16 protein-coding genes and 4 pseudogenes are annotated in these 13,779 nt (G+C 55.8%); 2 read left to right on the forward strand and 18 right to left on the reverse strand.

Going from position 1 to position 13,779, the window contains the following annotated elements:
* Positions 1-119: 119 nt before the first annotated feature.
* Positions 120-824 (reverse strand): annotated as a pseudogene (locus tag AC1M2H_RS25135) (TIGR03752 family integrating conjugative element protein); the annotation flags it as partial.
* A gap of 17 nt (positions 825-841) precedes the next feature.
* On the opposite strand from AC1M2H_RS25135, the gene AC1M2H_RS25140 reads away from it, so the two are divergent.
* A protein-coding gene (locus tag AC1M2H_RS25140; RefSeq protein WP_480152030.1) for an IS3 family transposase occupies positions 842-2,028 on the forward strand; the annotation gives its coding sequence in 2 pieces (ribosomal slippage) (positions 842-1,118 and positions 1,118-2,028; 1,188 coding nt in all).
* A gap of 6 nt (positions 2,029-2,034) precedes the next feature.
* On the opposite strand, the pseudogene AC1M2H_RS25145 reads toward AC1M2H_RS25140, so the two are convergent.
* The 7 genes and pseudogenes from AC1M2H_RS25145 to AC1M2H_RS25175 all read right to left on the reverse strand — a co-directional run.
* Positions 2,035-2,829, reverse strand: a pseudogene (locus AC1M2H_RS25145) (TIGR03752 family integrating conjugative element protein); the annotation flags it as partial.
* Positions 2,822-3,730: a TIGR03749 family integrating conjugative element protein gene (locus AC1M2H_RS25150; RefSeq protein ID WP_480149509.1), complete on the reverse strand. Its 909-nt coding sequence runs from the start codon at positions 3,728-3,730 to the stop codon at positions 2,822-2,824. The gene AC1M2H_RS25150 and the pseudogene AC1M2H_RS25145, both read right to left, overlap by 8 nt.
* Positions 3,727-4,398 carry a PFL_4703 family integrating conjugative element protein gene (locus tag AC1M2H_RS25155; RefSeq protein WP_197779562.1) on the reverse strand — a complete coding sequence of 224 codons (672 nt, stop codon included), beginning with the start codon at positions 4,396-4,398 and terminating at the stop codon, positions 3,727-3,729. Before AC1M2H_RS25155 ends, AC1M2H_RS25150 begins: the two co-directional genes overlap by 4 nt.
* Positions 4,395-4,760, reverse strand: coding sequence for a TIGR03750 family conjugal transfer protein (locus tag AC1M2H_RS25160; RefSeq protein ID WP_099981573.1), 366 nt, complete (start codon positions 4,758-4,760; stop codon positions 4,395-4,397). The genes AC1M2H_RS25155 and AC1M2H_RS25160 overlap by 4 nt, the downstream gene beginning before the upstream one ends.
* Positions 4,761-4,771: 11 nt before the next feature.
* A complete protein-coding gene (locus tag AC1M2H_RS25165; RefSeq protein WP_182074752.1) occupies positions 4,772-5,137 on the reverse strand; it encodes a TIGR03745 family integrating conjugative element membrane protein in 366 nt (121 codons plus the stop codon).
* 63 nt (positions 5,138-5,200) lie between these two features.
* Complete coding sequence (locus AC1M2H_RS25170) at positions 5,201-5,443, reverse strand: TIGR03758 family integrating conjugative element protein (protein WP_187321749.1); 243 nt, start codon at positions 5,441-5,443, stop codon at positions 5,201-5,203.
* Positions 5,443-5,772 (reverse strand): integrative conjugative element protein, RAQPRD family, encoded by a 330-nt coding sequence (locus AC1M2H_RS25175; protein WP_060558308.1) that lies wholly within the window; start codon positions 5,770-5,772, stop codon positions 5,443-5,445. The genes AC1M2H_RS25170 and AC1M2H_RS25175 overlap by 1 nt, the downstream gene beginning before the upstream one ends.
* Before the next feature lie 189 nt (positions 5,773-5,961).
* Between AC1M2H_RS25175 and AC1M2H_RS25180 the strand changes: the two genes are divergently transcribed.
* A complete protein-coding gene (locus tag AC1M2H_RS25180) occupies positions 5,962-6,867 on the forward strand; it encodes a hypothetical protein (RefSeq protein WP_480149510.1) in 906 nt (301 codons plus the stop codon).
* Here AC1M2H_RS25180 and AC1M2H_RS25185 read toward each other — a convergent pair.
* From AC1M2H_RS25185 to pilL2, 10 genes and pseudogenes are all read right to left on the reverse strand, one after another.
* Positions 6,864-7,103: a hypothetical protein gene (locus tag AC1M2H_RS25185; RefSeq protein ID WP_480149511.1), complete on the reverse strand. Its 240-nt coding sequence runs from the start codon at positions 7,101-7,103 to the stop codon at positions 6,864-6,866. The genes AC1M2H_RS25180 and AC1M2H_RS25185 overlap by 4 nt on opposite strands.
* A 209-nt stretch (positions 7,104-7,312) precedes the next feature.
* On the reverse strand, positions 7,313-8,071 hold the full coding sequence (locus tag AC1M2H_RS25190) for a TIGR03747 family integrating conjugative element membrane protein (protein ID WP_147880856.1): 759 nt from the start codon (positions 8,069-8,071) through the stop codon (positions 7,313-7,315).
* Positions 8,052-10,166 (reverse strand): type IV conjugative transfer system coupling protein TraD, encoded by a 2,115-nt coding sequence (gene traD / locus AC1M2H_RS25195; protein WP_480149512.1) that lies wholly within the window; start codon positions 10,164-10,166, stop codon positions 8,052-8,054. The genes AC1M2H_RS25190 and traD overlap by 20 nt, the downstream gene beginning before the upstream one ends.
* A complete protein-coding gene (locus AC1M2H_RS25200) occupies positions 10,159-10,785 on the reverse strand; it encodes a restriction endonuclease (protein ID WP_480149513.1) in 627 nt (208 codons plus the stop codon). The genes traD and AC1M2H_RS25200 overlap by 8 nt, the downstream gene beginning before the upstream one ends.
* Positions 10,782-11,306, reverse strand: coding sequence for an integrating conjugative element protein (locus AC1M2H_RS25205; protein ID WP_480149514.1), 525 nt, complete (start codon positions 11,304-11,306; stop codon positions 10,782-10,784). Before AC1M2H_RS25205 ends, AC1M2H_RS25200 begins: the two co-directional genes overlap by 4 nt.
* Before the next feature lie 2 nt (positions 11,307-11,308).
* The gene (locus tag AC1M2H_RS25210) at positions 11,309-11,536 is read right to left on the reverse strand and encodes a hypothetical protein (protein WP_048796742.1); all 228 of its coding nucleotides are present in this window, start codon (positions 11,534-11,536) and stop codon (positions 11,309-11,311) included.
* The gene (locus AC1M2H_RS25215) at positions 11,533-11,715 is read right to left on the reverse strand and encodes a hypothetical protein (protein WP_198774657.1); all 183 of its coding nucleotides are present in this window, start codon (positions 11,713-11,715) and stop codon (positions 11,533-11,535) included. Before AC1M2H_RS25215 ends, AC1M2H_RS25210 begins: the two co-directional genes overlap by 4 nt.
* A gap of 2 nt (positions 11,716-11,717) precedes the next feature.
* Positions 11,718-12,155, reverse strand: a pseudogene (locus tag AC1M2H_RS25220) (transglycosylase SLT domain-containing protein); the annotation flags it as partial.
* A 9-nt stretch (positions 12,156-12,164) separates the two neighbouring features.
* Positions 12,165-13,351 (reverse strand): IS3 family transposase gene (locus AC1M2H_RS25225; RefSeq protein ID WP_480151852.1). Its coding sequence is split into 2 segments (ribosomal slippage): positions 12,165-13,075 and positions 13,075-13,351, totalling 1,188 coding nucleotides; the frame shifts between segments, so codons are not numbered across the junction.
* A 16-nt stretch (positions 13,352-13,367) separates the two neighbouring features.
* Positions 13,368-13,757: pseudogene (gene pilL2 / locus AC1M2H_RS25230) on the reverse strand (PFGI-1 class ICE element type IV pilus protein PilL2); the annotation flags it as partial.
* Positions 13,758-13,779 lie beyond the last annotated feature (22 nt).

Consider the following 13,779-nt stretch of genomic DNA (forward strand, 5'->3'; position numbering starts at 1 on the left):
AGGAGCAGCACACCTAACCAAAACGCGCTGCAGGACAGCAAGACCAGCGCCCAACTCTGTGGGCGACTCAACTTTTCACATTGGCGCCACAGCATGCTTCTCCTCCTCTGAATGACGTGTTAATCCAGTCCGCCGGTGCTGCCGTCTTCGCCAGGCAGGCTGAAGTCGTAACGCACCTTGCGCCCTTTGGTCTCAAAGTCGATCGCCAGCTGGCGGGTAATGTGCACGGCCAGTTTCTGGCCCGGCGGAACGTACACGGCGTCGAACATCATGCCGTAGCGCTCACGCACCCAATCGGCGGTCTCTTTCATCCCGCCTGACAGCGCCTTGCCCAGCACGGCCTGGCCGGCATTACCAGTCATGGTCGAGGTGATGCCATTCACATTGTTTTGCGTGGTGTATTGCCCCTGGCTGATCCCTTCCCCGGCGGCGCTGGCGGCCGACAAGGCGGCGATAGTCGGCAGGTAGGTCGAGGCATTGGACTTACGCTCTCCACCGATGCACGGGATGCCGTTGTCATCAGAGATCCAGCCAATGCCGGCGGTGGTGCTGACGTCTTTACCATTGTTACCGCTATTGTTGTTGCTATTGGCCTTCATATTGGTGTCAGGATGCGGCAAGGTGCGTACCGTCCCGTCCGCAAACACGAAGGTGATGCTGTTGACCTGGCCGCGCACGCACGACAACGTCCAGTCGCCGCTGGCCGTCCCGGAGACAATCGCACCCTCGACGTCCGGCAACTCGATGCCGTTCGCCGTCAGGTTGTCTTTGCCAATCATCAGCTTGAACGGGTAAGGGTCAGTCACCGTGCCGTTGATCGGCACGCTGCTGTGGTCGAATAATCAGGACACTAAACTTACATCCAAAATGGAGGTGTTTAGTGAATCAGAAGCGAAAATTTACGCCAGAATTTAAGAAGGAAACGGTGGCCCTGGTGCTGACGCAAAATTACTCCATTGCGCGTGCCGCAACTTCTTTGGGGATCAGCGCCAAAACATTGCGCAGTTGGGTCGCCGCCGCGCGCCAGCGCCATGAAAGTCCGCTTAGTGAAGATGAACAAGCTGAACTCCGAAGGCTACGTCTAGAAAACAAAGAGTTACGCATTGAGAAGGAAATATTAAAAAAGGCGAGCGCCTTCTTTGCGAAGCACATGTCGTGAGATACCAGTTTATCCTCGATAACGCAGGTAATTACAGGCTACGGACGCTTTGTCGCGTGATGCGCATTAGCCCGTCCGCATGGTATGCCTGGCGAAAAAAGCCGATAGCCTGCCCGTCGAAAGATACCGCAGTCAGGGTGATGCTCAAGGCGTTATTCTCTGCCAGTCGGGAAAGTGCCGGGAGCCGAACGCTGGTTAAAAAGCTCCGTGAAGAAGGCGTCACCATAAGTCGTTGGCGCGTTAGAAAAATCATGAGCGAAGAGGGACTTCTCTGCCGGCAACGCCGTGCCTGGAAGGTCACAACGAAACCGAAGAAAGGGGCTGATTTTGCACCAAATCTGTTGAATCAGAACTTCAATCCTCCCGGACCGGACCAGATATGGGTGAGTGATATTACGTATCTGAAAACGGGTGAAGGCTGGTTGTACCTGGCTGCGATCATGGATTTATATTCCCGCCGGATCGTCGGTTGGCACATTGACAAGAAAATGACATCGTCGCTGGTTTGCCGGGCTCTCATGCAGGCTTACAACCTGCGCAATCCACCGACAGGGCTGGTCGTCCATACCGATCGTGGAGCGCAGTATACCAGCAAGCGCTTCCAAACGCTGTTAACCAGTTACGGACTCAGAAGCAGCATGGGAGATGTTGGCGCCTGCTGGGATAACGCGGTAATGGAGCGTTTTTGGGGCAGTTTGAAACATGAATGGGTGCTGTTGATCCCGCAGCAGACGCGGGCAGGTATGAAACGTGATGTTGCAGACTATATGCGTTATTACAATCTTGACAGAAACCATGCTTCGAATGGGTATTTATCGCCAGTGCGATATGAACAGATGGCTGAGAAAAAAGTGTCCTGTTTAACTTGACCAGATCACGCGCCCCAGCAGCGCCGTCATGGCGCGGCTGCCCACCAGGGTGGAATTCTCAGGCAGGGTAAACACCGGCTCGGCGTTCTCCTCCGCCCCTTTTTCATTGGTATGTCCTTTAACCTGCTGCTCATAGGCAGCTTTTTGGCGTGTGATCGCATTGTCCGACAGGAACGACGTCGGGAACTGCGGGCCGTCTTTGACGCTGTTCGGATTACGCGGGTCGGGTTCTTTCATGTCTTTCGGACCGACCCTCATCAAGCCATCCTGACCAGGAGCGGCCCCACCGTCCCCGGCACCCAAGCCATCCAGTCCCAGCCCCAGCGGAATATCACTGTCGCTTTTTGCCTTGTCCTTGTTCGCACTCAACTGCTCGGTCAGCGTCTGGATTTTTCCCATCAGCGTTTGCTGCTCTTGCTGAAGCTGCTGCTGGCGCTGCTGTGCTTGTTTTTGGAAGCCGGCCACGGCCTCATTGACCTGACCGGACACATTGGTATTGCGCTTGCGAAGTTCTTCGTTTTCTTTCAGCACTTTATCAATGTTTTTCTGCAGCTCGGCCTGCTGGGTTCGGGTAGTCCGTAGGGTGCCCACCAGGGTACGCAACGTGTCCTCCGGGGTATCCCCCTCCACGCCCAGCGCCCGCAGCTCTTCCGGCGACATGCTGGCCAGAACGTTATGCGCCTGCTGAGTCTCCTCCTGTGTTTTACCGCCGCTGCAGGCCTTAAGTCCGACGAGGATCGCGGTGGCCAGCACGCCGAACACAATCACTTTAGGCAACATGTTAGATTTCACATCAGCCATGGTTTGCCCCCTTCTTCGCCGCTTTTACGGCTTTGCGAACCGCTGATGGCTCCGCGACAAACGCCCCATCCGGGCGACCGGCAGTAACCAGGTACAGCGTGGTGGTGTCTTCCGGAGTCCCCACCGGGCCGAGATAGCGGTGCTGGAACGTCGCCGTCACAAACTGCCCCTGCAGTACCCGGGGATCGAGCGTGATTTTGCGGCTGGCGGTGTTTTGCACCTTCAGCGCTACCACGTTGCGGCTGCCAATACCCCAGCCGCCCAGCGGCGTGATGGTCACCGGCTCTGACGGGTACAGTGTGGTGATACGTTTCGGCAGGTGCGGGTTGACCGGATGAATACCGGGCACCGCTTCAACCGTACGCACCGGGCCGTACAGGCTTTGCGCTGCGTAACGCGTCAGGACAACCGGCAGCGGCGCGTTGTATTTGAATTTTTTACGCTTCGCCTGGGTGCCGTTATCCGCCCCAGGCGCCGCGTTGTTTCCCCCTGAAGCAGCAGGCGTGTCATTACTGCTGCTGACTGAGGTCACGTCACCGCTGTAGACAATACGCACCGGTTCAGCCGAGCCTTTGTCCGATGCCGTCACATCAAGGAGAATAACCTCCCCATTTTCCACGTCCTGCAGCTGCAGACGCGTAGGCGGGAAAGCCGCATCCGCTTTCAGGTAGACCGCGCCGCCACTGCTTTGTACCCGCAGCTTGCCGTTCAGCGCCGGCGGGAATCCGACGCGGACATTTTTATCGGCAAACAACACCCGCTCCTTGCCGACGGCCAGCGGGATTTGCAACGGGATACGCTCCCATTTCATCAGCTCTTCCGCCTGCGTAGCCGGCACGATAAACGTCGCCGCCAGGGGAAGTACACTCAGGGAAAGCGCCAGAACACGTGCTTTCATCATTGGAATACTCCTTTTTTCTCAGGCGCGGGTTCCGCCGGCGCTGCAGCAAGACGCTGTGGCATGCTGTCGTAACAATCCAGCGCCAGACCAAACTCATTACGTTCCGGATCCCCTTCTGCGCGCACCACTTTCAGCGGGTAACGTGTCAGTGCGCGTTTCACCGGTTCACCGGCAAAGGACTCGTCCGCCACCAGATCAAGGCGCACCACCCAGTTATCACGGCCTTTGACCGTCACTGGGCTCTGGTTATAACGGCCGTTGTAACCGTGCTCAGGGATTTCGAATACCACGCGCGTCCTGCCGGCAAGTTCACCGCTTTCGCTACGCTTTTTGGCGTCCGCTTTCAGAAAGCGCTCACACGACGGCGTCAGGTACGGTGACAGGCCATTGATTTTTGCCGGGTAATCCACCTCACCGTTCTTAGGCCAGGCATTGAGTTGCTGGAAGATATAAAAACCGAAGCTGTAAACCGTGGACGGTGGCACCTCCCACCAGGCGCGGGTAGAGCCGCTGCGCAGGTCTGGCGGGTTATGGATGGTCAAATTATCAGGCGCCCGCATCCAGCCGATGCTGGCCACCAGAAGGAAAACGACCAGCACACCGCAGGCAACCCGCAACGTGAGAATATGCTGATCGCGGTTTTTAACCGCATGTCTGAAACGGCTCATGTGGACCTCTTAACAACGCGGCTGCGACGCAACGACCAGCCCTGTTTGTCGATAATCAGGGTGGGATCCCCCCACCCCATGCGACGTTTACGCGCCTCGAGGCGCTGCCAGATATAATTCTCCGGTTTACCGCGCTTAAGGCGCGTCAGCCGGCTGCCCCCAAACCAGATGACGAGAAGCGGCATCACCAGCATGCCGGTGGGTATCACGACCCAACCGGCAAGAGGAAGAAACGGCAACGACACGAGCAGACCCAGTCCCACGCCGGCTAACGCCGCCAGCCCCATTTCCGGGGTCGTAAACCCCCGGAAAACGACGGGCTCGGCATTGAGGCGGTCAGGTAAAAATCGGATAGTCTGCATGGCGGATAACCTTAGAACAGGATTTCGGCGGACTTGCCAACCAGCCAAATGACGGTGACCAGAAGCACCACACCAACCAGCACGATGGCGCCGAACTTGGCCCAGGTCGCTTTCTGATCACGGACCTCGGCAAAGGTATGGATCGCAGCGTTGGCGACAATCAGGAAGGCCACCGCAGCGGCGACCAGACCGATAATAACGATCCCGTCCTGGAAATAGCCTTTGATGGTATCCATCAGACCACCGCCACCACCGGAGGACGGGGGCTCAACCGACGGCAGAGCCGCCTGCACCGGCTGGCTGGCGACATACGCCAGGGAAGTGGCTACTGCGACACGCGCGCAGAGTTGACGGAAAAGACGAACTGCAGCATTCATAAAACATTCCTTATTGGTGTGTGAAAATAACATCGTGAAATACGGTCCAGCGCCTCTTACAGGTCAGCTGGCAAACATCCAGATTGAAACAACCAGCAACAGCACGGTTTTGATGACGAAGTGAACCAACGCCCCATTGCGTACTTTTTCGTTACTCCAGCCCTGGTAAACATCAACCAGAGCCCAGGCCGCCCAGACAAACAGCACCGCCAGTAACCCACCGATGCAAATCAGCGACAGGATATTGATTTCAACGCCGCCGCTGGCCGCCTTGAAGGCCTGCTCCTGCGCACCGGTCATGGCCATCAGGGGCGCTCCCGACGGTAGTTGCCGGCCACCGCACTGCCATCACGTGGTTGCGCGCGTGAAGGCTCGAGGTAACGATCGATACCGGCATTGATGGTTTTGAGATCGGCGGTAGCGCGGGCATAGTCGAAGAAGAAACGACCGCGCTCCGACGGGTCCGCCTGCACGGCGGCAACACGCGCACGTTCAAGCGCTGCCTGTACCTGAATCAGCATCCGCTGGGCAGAGGCCAGCTCATCTTTTTCAGCAGCAAAGGCAGGCAATGCGGTCAGCAAAGTCAGCCCCAGCACACAGCCGGCGCCGAGACCACGAACAACGGGGATAGGCATACACAAGCACTCCTTGATGATGTAGGGTGCTCTCAGGGTGCGACAGATGGGGCGGGAGGTCAGCGGATAACTCTTTATGGAATTTTGATAATTTTCGGCTCAGTGAGGAGGGCTATATGCAAGGCTGGAGACCTTGATCCCAAAAACAGGTTTTGCAATATTAACCCTATACTAAAGGAGAGAGTATTCATGAATGTCTACAAGGTTGAGCTGAAATCACAAGCATACTATCCCATTGATATCACAGATTACGAGAAACGCACCGCTCGCAGACCACCCTGGTATAAAACCAGCGATAATGGAACTCCCCAATATTTTGCCATCTGCCCAGCGTGTAATAATCCTGTGCAAATTATCGGTTTTTACAAAAAACTGGCTAATACACCGAACCCCTATGGGAAACACTTTGGTCGCCCCATTCCAGGGGTGGGGATCTATGATCGCGATGCTTATGAATGGTGTCCTTATTCTAAGAAAAATACGGCGGATCAAGCAGAGCGCCCCAAAAGAGAAAAGGGCTATCTTGTAGAGCAAATTCTTAGCCTACTCATTAATCATTTTGATAAAATTGCCTATTTCATCAGTAAAGACTCAGGCGTATCCATCAATGAAAGGATCGCCAGAAATATGTTGCTGAAATTTCGAGATGAAGAAGGATGGTTGTACGCGCGAGCCACTTTGATGAATGCGCCATGGGCTTTTTTATACATGACTGATAATCAAGACATCATGTATACAAAGATCCTTGATAAATCCCTTGCAGCAACCTTGTGTGAGCGCTACCCAGAGGACCTGGTGATAAATGAATGGGGGCAGTTGAAAAAGCATCCAGACTGCAAAGACTACGTACATGTTGGCATGTATCAAACAAAACACGCACACCAGGTCCTGGATAATGAACTCACAGAAAGCATGGAGTGCGTGTTTACCTTTAAAAAAGGTTCTGAGCGTACCCACGAAATTTGCCGAAAAAAAATCACTTTCGATTACAGGTATTTCGCCAATATTATCAATTTTGCCAAATGGGAGGTGACTGAACGCAACCAAAAACTCCTCACCCTGGCCAACGACATCCTGGGGCCACGGCTCCGCTAGTTCACTTGACGATACCTTGTCTGCAGAAGCTGCCACCATTCCAGCGGCAGAGCGGGAATGTCACCATCCCGTTCTGCAAAGCGCAAGCACGACAAAACTGCCTCAAGCGTCATAATGAAATGATGTTGCTCATCCCTCAACGTAAAATGTATGTCATGGACATCTGAATTCGGCGAGCACTTTTGCTCGACTTGTGCGGTATTTACGCCTGCAAAAATCCTTTCACTTTTCATCATCGTTAGTTGCTCCTCTTCATGTCAAGAACATCAAGAGTGGGAAAATATATCCGTCAGGTCAGCATGGAATTCTTTCTGGTTTTATAAAGTTTTTTACTCCTGTATTTCATAAATTCCAGATCAACTGACGCGTCGCTACGCGACTTGCCTGCTGACGGCAGCGCACAAAAGCCAGTTTTGTACGCCGCCGTCCAGCCTGGATTTCAGACCTACAAATATTTCTTAAACGACGCTGTCGTCACTGTCACCGCAATGCCGAGCAGGATAGCGGCCGGCAACAACAGCAGATTGGGGTATACCGCTGTTGGCCAGGACAAGTACAGCATGCAGGGGATATACACCGCCGGTTTCACCATCCGCTTGGCGTGGTGGTACACAAAGCTCGACTCATAGCCGGCACCGTAGCGCCGAATATCACGCCGCCCCAGCCCCTCGGTCAGCGCAACCAGGACCACCAGGATAAACAGCGGGATGGACAGCACCAGAATGGTCACACGTACCAGGGTGATCACGGTGACGTACACCGTCGCCATCAGGTACTCTTTAAGCGTGGTAGCTAGCCAACCGCTCCAGCTGTTCAGCTCCCTGGCAACGGCATTCTGGCTGTGTACCTGCGTATCATACGCCTGCTTAATCCAGCCCAAAAAGCCGCTGTCCACGAAGGTCCATTGATACGCCGTCATAATCCAACGGGTGACGGTCACTGACGGTTCAGACAGCAGCAGACTACGCGTAAATTCAGAGGACAGGTACCCCAACTCGGTGTTCATCACCGCTTCACTGTGCGATGCGCCAAGCTCCGGCCAGAAGAAGGCCATCCCGACATATTCGATCACCAGGCTCACCAAAAGCGAAGCCAGGAACATCCCGATCAGCATCCAGGGCCAGCCCCACAGCACATTGTAAAACAGCCCATGCTTACGGGGTTGTACGGGCTGCTGAGGTTGATTATTCACCGCTTGTGACATTCAATCCCCCTTTGATGGCAACATCCGGCATTACCGTGCTGGCAGACCACCAGGATTCACTGGTACGGTAGTTGCGCTGCATCTCCTCGGCAATCTTCTGCAGGTTCGCCGGCATAAGCGCATCATCCCTGTCACCACTGGGCAGCGGCATCCGAATCTTCCACAGTTGACCGCCTTCCAGCAGCGCGAACGCCTGTCCTTTCGGGAGGTTAATCACATCCGCCGGGGCAAGCAGAGGGGCTTTCACAGTCCCGACGCGGTCCTGGGTATTGGAAGTAAAATCCTGTCCCTTCTCCACATCGGCCGTATCGGCATGCCCTGATACCAGGGTTTTGGTGTAGATATCCACTTCCGGCAACTGTGTGGTAAGCAACTGCGCGGTGCGGTTCTCACGGACACGGAGCATGATCAGGGTATTGAAGTTACCTGTCACCTGAGCCGCCTTCGCGGTACTGCCGATGCGCGCCTCGATATCCGACTCGGTTTGCGTGTAGGCCGTCACCTGCATACCGGCGCCGCCGCCTTTGTTGATAAGCGGGATAAATTCATCCCCCATGAGTTCGTTGAACTCGTCACAGTGCAGGTTGATTGGCAGTTTACCGTCTGCCCGGGTCGGCAACCCGCCGTGCATGCCGTGTTTATAGATATGACCGGCCACCGACACCAGGTCGGCAAACATGCTGTTGCCGACGGCAGAGGCGACCACCCCGTCCGACAAGGCATCCAGCCCCACGTAGACAATACCGCGCTTGCGGATGACCTGCTCCCAGTCAAAAATGGGCCTCGGGTCGCTCATATCCATATAGTTCGGTGCCAGAAGCTCGGCGGTCTTGCCGGTGGTGAGTTTTTCCAGCAGCGGCAACAGGGAGGCCACGATTTTATCGAAGTAGGTGCGGTCATAGCGCACGGCCGAGCGCAAGCCATCCAGGATAGGGTCATACAGTTGCTTGCCGGCTTCCGAGCTGAGGGCCATTTCCATCGCCATGATTTTTATCGCGTTCGGCTGGCCCTGCATATTTCGCGGGACATCGTCCTCCGTCAGCACCTGCAGGCTGTTGTCGATTTGTTGCTGCAGCGCCGGCATACGCGCCTCAATCACTTTCTTCGCGTAGGTCTCATACAGCTCGCTGATGTTGTTCACGTAACGGGTGATCAACTGATAGTCTGGACGTTGCCCTAGGGCGACCAGGGCACGCGCCACAATATTGACGAATCGCCACGCAAACTCACGGAACGCCGCACTGTTGCCCTCTCCGCTCAGTTGCCCGGAAATACGCCCGGCCACTTCCGACACGCGCTCAAAGCGCCCGACGGCGTTATAGCGTGCCGAGATATCCGGCCAGCCCAGATGGAAGATGAACAGCTCATCCCCGCGACCGGCACGGTGGGCTTCAGCCCAGACCCGGCGAAGCAAATCCGCATCGCCTTTTGGATCAAACACGATGGTGATATCACCGCGGCGAATATCCTGGGTGATCAGCAGTTCCGCCAGGCGGGTCTTACCGACACGCGTAGTGCCTAACACCAGGCTGTGCCCTACACGTTCGCCCAGTGCCATCGAGACATCGAGCTCATCGGGTTCAATACCATGGATCGCCGGGTTCCCCCCGACCGGTGGCAGCGGCCGCACCGGATTAAGCGGGGAGTCTTTGCGCAGCAGCTGGGACAACCACGGCAGGGTATATTCGGTTTTAAGCTCCAGTCGGCGCGCCATCTGGTACAACTGCGACGGTTGGACGTATTTTTCCACTTCCGGCCGACGGGTATCCATCAGGCGCTGGGTGTGCTTTTGCTGCCAACGGAAACCCCGCCCCAGGAACAGCCGCTGCCTGCTCACCGGGATCTGTCGACTTTCCATGACATAGCGCGGTAACCGACGCAGATTACGGCGATAACGGACCACCCGCAGGCCCTGCCGTGCTCGTACCGCGGACAGCACCGCAAACCCGCCGGCAGTAACATAACTCACCGACGGCGCCAGGGCGACCGACCAGGGAGCAGCAAAACAAATCGCTGCCGCAGCACCGGCAACGATCGCGGTATTCAATTCTACCGCCGGGCGCAGCAGCGCTTCCATGACATGACGATTACTCATGACGACCTTCCTTATCATTCGGGTTGGTGACCGAATTCACGGTTAAAAAAAGCAGCCACTCTGTATTGCCGGCTAGCAACGCAAGCAGCTTTCGGCCACTGACCAGGTGGACGTGGGGATGGTTCTGCAACAACACCCGGCTCAGTTGACCGGTACGGCCGGTATGAATGAAAAAACCATCACAATGGTGATGTCGCAGCAACGTACCAAAACGCGTGATATGGGACGGTGAGATCGTCCGTCCGTAACGTTTGGCCTGGATGAAATAGGTCTTGCCTTCGATAATGACCTGACCGTCCAGGCCGCCGTCGCCGCTGTAGGAGGTATTGCGAATAACGGCATACCCCTGACGTTCAAACGCCAGGAGCAACAGCTCTTCAAATACATAGGGGTTGATTTTGCGCAGATAGGCCAGACGCTGGCCATCACCGCCCAGCAGCGGTAAGCGCGCCAGTACCCGCGTGGCCGTCGCCTGATATCGGCGGTGGCGCCGACGGCTGGCTGTCTCCCGGCCACGGCAGTTCAGCCCAATCATGACAGCAACAAACAACACAACCAGCACAACCGTCAGCACAGGGTTTACCATTAATTCTGCAGCAATGTGTTGCGCCAATATCATGGTGTGACCTGCTGGGACAAACCGGTATCAGTGATGAGTACCGGGTAATTCGACAGCTGCAGCCGGCGCGCCAACTCACTGCCGGAGGCCGGCGCCATCGGTACCCCCGGCGCCAGCTCACGCAGTGCCTGCAGTGCAGGCAGGTTACTGACGTTAACGACGAGCCCCGCAGCATGCCGGGATTTGAGTTGTTCCGCATTCGCCTGCAGCCAGAGGCGACTGGCATCGTCATCCCCCACAATAAACAACGAACCAATCCCGGGCAGTTGCAGTGGGCGCGCCGCTACCACACCCGGCGTCAGCTCCGGTGTCATCACCGGCAATACGGTCACTTCAACTTCATCAGCAGAGGCAGGGGCTTGCGGCATGGCCGGCGGCGCTTCCGCGACACCCTGCCGATTAATCCCCTCAAAATAAGGTGATGCATCATCGCCACCGACATCGGCGATCACGTTCAGGTTGGCCAATGCCGTGGTGGTCACCAGACTCAGGCCGAACAGCAGAAAATTCACTTTTTTCATGATTATGGGTTCCTCAGCATGAATTCCAACTCTGCTACGCGCTGCTCGGCATTTTCCGCTCGTTCTTCCTGAGCCAGCGCCTCCGGCGTAAACCCCGATTGCAGCTGAGACTCCAGCTCCCCGATGCGCTGATGCGATTTTTCCAGCGCAGCAAACACAGCGAGTACGTCAGCACTGGCAACAACGGTGTTGCGTTCCGCCAGGTTTTTAATCATCTCAAGCGTTTTCATGCGTCCTCCTGCTCATGGCCATCGAGCAGCTTAAGCAAAGCGCCGATGACTTCAGGGTTAGCGGCATGCATCCATCCAACGGTGATTTTCCCGCCTTTCGACTGCTGCCATGTAGCCAGCGCCGCCGGCAATTGTTCTTTCAGTTCTTCCAGTTGCTTCGTCACATTCACGTTCATCATGCTTACTGGCTCCGTGGCTCAACCCATGTCAGCGCCGCCGTTTGTACCGCTAACACCGTAGCCGTGGGGGTTTTACTGGTCACCCGAACCGGAGCAGCCCCCCTGCCGTTCAGGCGTGCCAGCTTGCCACTCACGATGGATTTATACCGGGCTGCCGGTGCGCCGCCGGCGGGATGGTGATAACACCCGGCGGCAACCAGCCAGCTCCCAGGGTTGCGGTCATAGCATTCCCGCAGGATGGCCGCTGCCGCGTTGAGGTTGGTGTAAGGGTCAAACGCCTCCCAGGTCGACATGAAATGATGGCCATTCCAGCCCAGATTGACCTGGGCAATCCCGACATCGATGCGCTTGCGAGGATGTGTTTTCAAAAAGTGCTGCAGTGCTTCCCAGGCCTGCAGGCGGCTGGCGTAACGATACCCTTTGCCGGCCACGTTGATAGTCTGATCTGGTCAAGTTAAACAGGACACTTTTTTCTCAGCCATCTGTTCATATCGCACTGGCGATAAATACCCATTCGAAGCATGGTTTCTGTCAAGATTGTAATAACGCATATAGTCTGCAACATCACGTTTCATACCTGCCCGCGTCTGCTGCGGGATCAACAGCACCCATTCATGTTTCAAACTGCCCCAAAAACGCTCCATTACCGCGTTATCCCAGCAGGCGCCAACATCTCCCATGCTGCTTCTGAGTCCGTAACTGGTTAACTGCGTTTGGAAGCGCTTGCTGGTATACTGCGCTCCACGATCGGTATGGACGACCAGCCCTGTCGGTGGATTGCGCAGGTTGTAAGCCTGCATGAGAGCCCGGCAAACCAGCGACGATGTCATTCTCTTGTCAATGTGCCAACCGACGATCCGGCGGGAATATAAATCCATGATCGCAGCCAGGTACAACCAGCCTTCACCCGTTTTCAGATACGTAATATCACTCACCCATATCTGGTCCGGTCCGGGAGGATTGAAGTTCTGATTCAACAGATTTGGTGCAAAATCAGCCCCTTTCTTCGGTTTCGTTGTGACCTTCCAGGCACGGCGTTGCCGGCAGAGAAGTCCCTCTTCGCTCATGATTTTTCTAACGCGCCAACGACTTATGGTGACGCCTTCTTCACGGAGCTTTTTAACCAGCGTTCGGCTCCCGGCACTTTCCCGACTGGCAGAGAATAACGCCTTGAGCATCACCCTGACTGCGGTATCTTTCGACGGGCAGGCTATCGGCTTTTTTCGCCAGGCATACCATGCGGACGGGCTAATGCGCATCACGCGACAAAGCGTCCGTAGCCTGTAATTACCTGCGTTATCGAGGATAAACTGGTATCTCACGACATGTGCTTCGCAAAGAAGGCGCTCGCCTTTTTTAATATTTCCTTCTCAATGCGTAACTCTTTGTTTTCTAGACGTAGCCTTCGGAGTTCAGCTTGTTCATCTTCACTAAGCGGACTTTCATGGCGCTGGCGCGCGGCGGCGACCCAACTGCGCAATGTTTTGGCGCTGATCCCCAAAGAAGTTGCGGCACGCGCAATGGAGTAATTTTGCGTCAGCACCAGGGCCACCGTTTCCTTCTTAAATTCTGGCGTAAACTTTCGCTTCTGATTCACTAAACACCTCCATTTTGGATGTAAGTTTAGTGTCCTGATTATTCGACCACAGCACCAGTTGGTACTGCACCGCCGGCAACGCCTGCCGGTACAGCACGCCGTTTGCCGGTCCAGTCGCGCACAGTGAATAGCCCGACTGGCGCAGCGCATAACGCAACGCGTCAGCCACCGTCGGTTTTACTGATGCCGGAATACGGATATCGATGATTTGCGAGAGCGGATCACGCTGAACGGCCGCCGGGTCGGTGCTGACCAGTAAATAACGGTCGTAGCGCACGACCTCAGGCACCTGCCCGTAAGCATCCGGGCTGACCGGTTGAACGTTGCGGGTGACGGTAACCGAAGGCGTGACAGGGGAAATATCGCGTTGCTGCAGTGGCTGCTGAGTAACGCACCCGGTCAGCATGAGTGCAGCCAGGGAAGAGAAGAGAATTGTTTTTTTCATCCGGAAGATTTCCTGTTCAGTG

Source organism: Klebsiella sp. F11 (assembly GCF_056712265.1).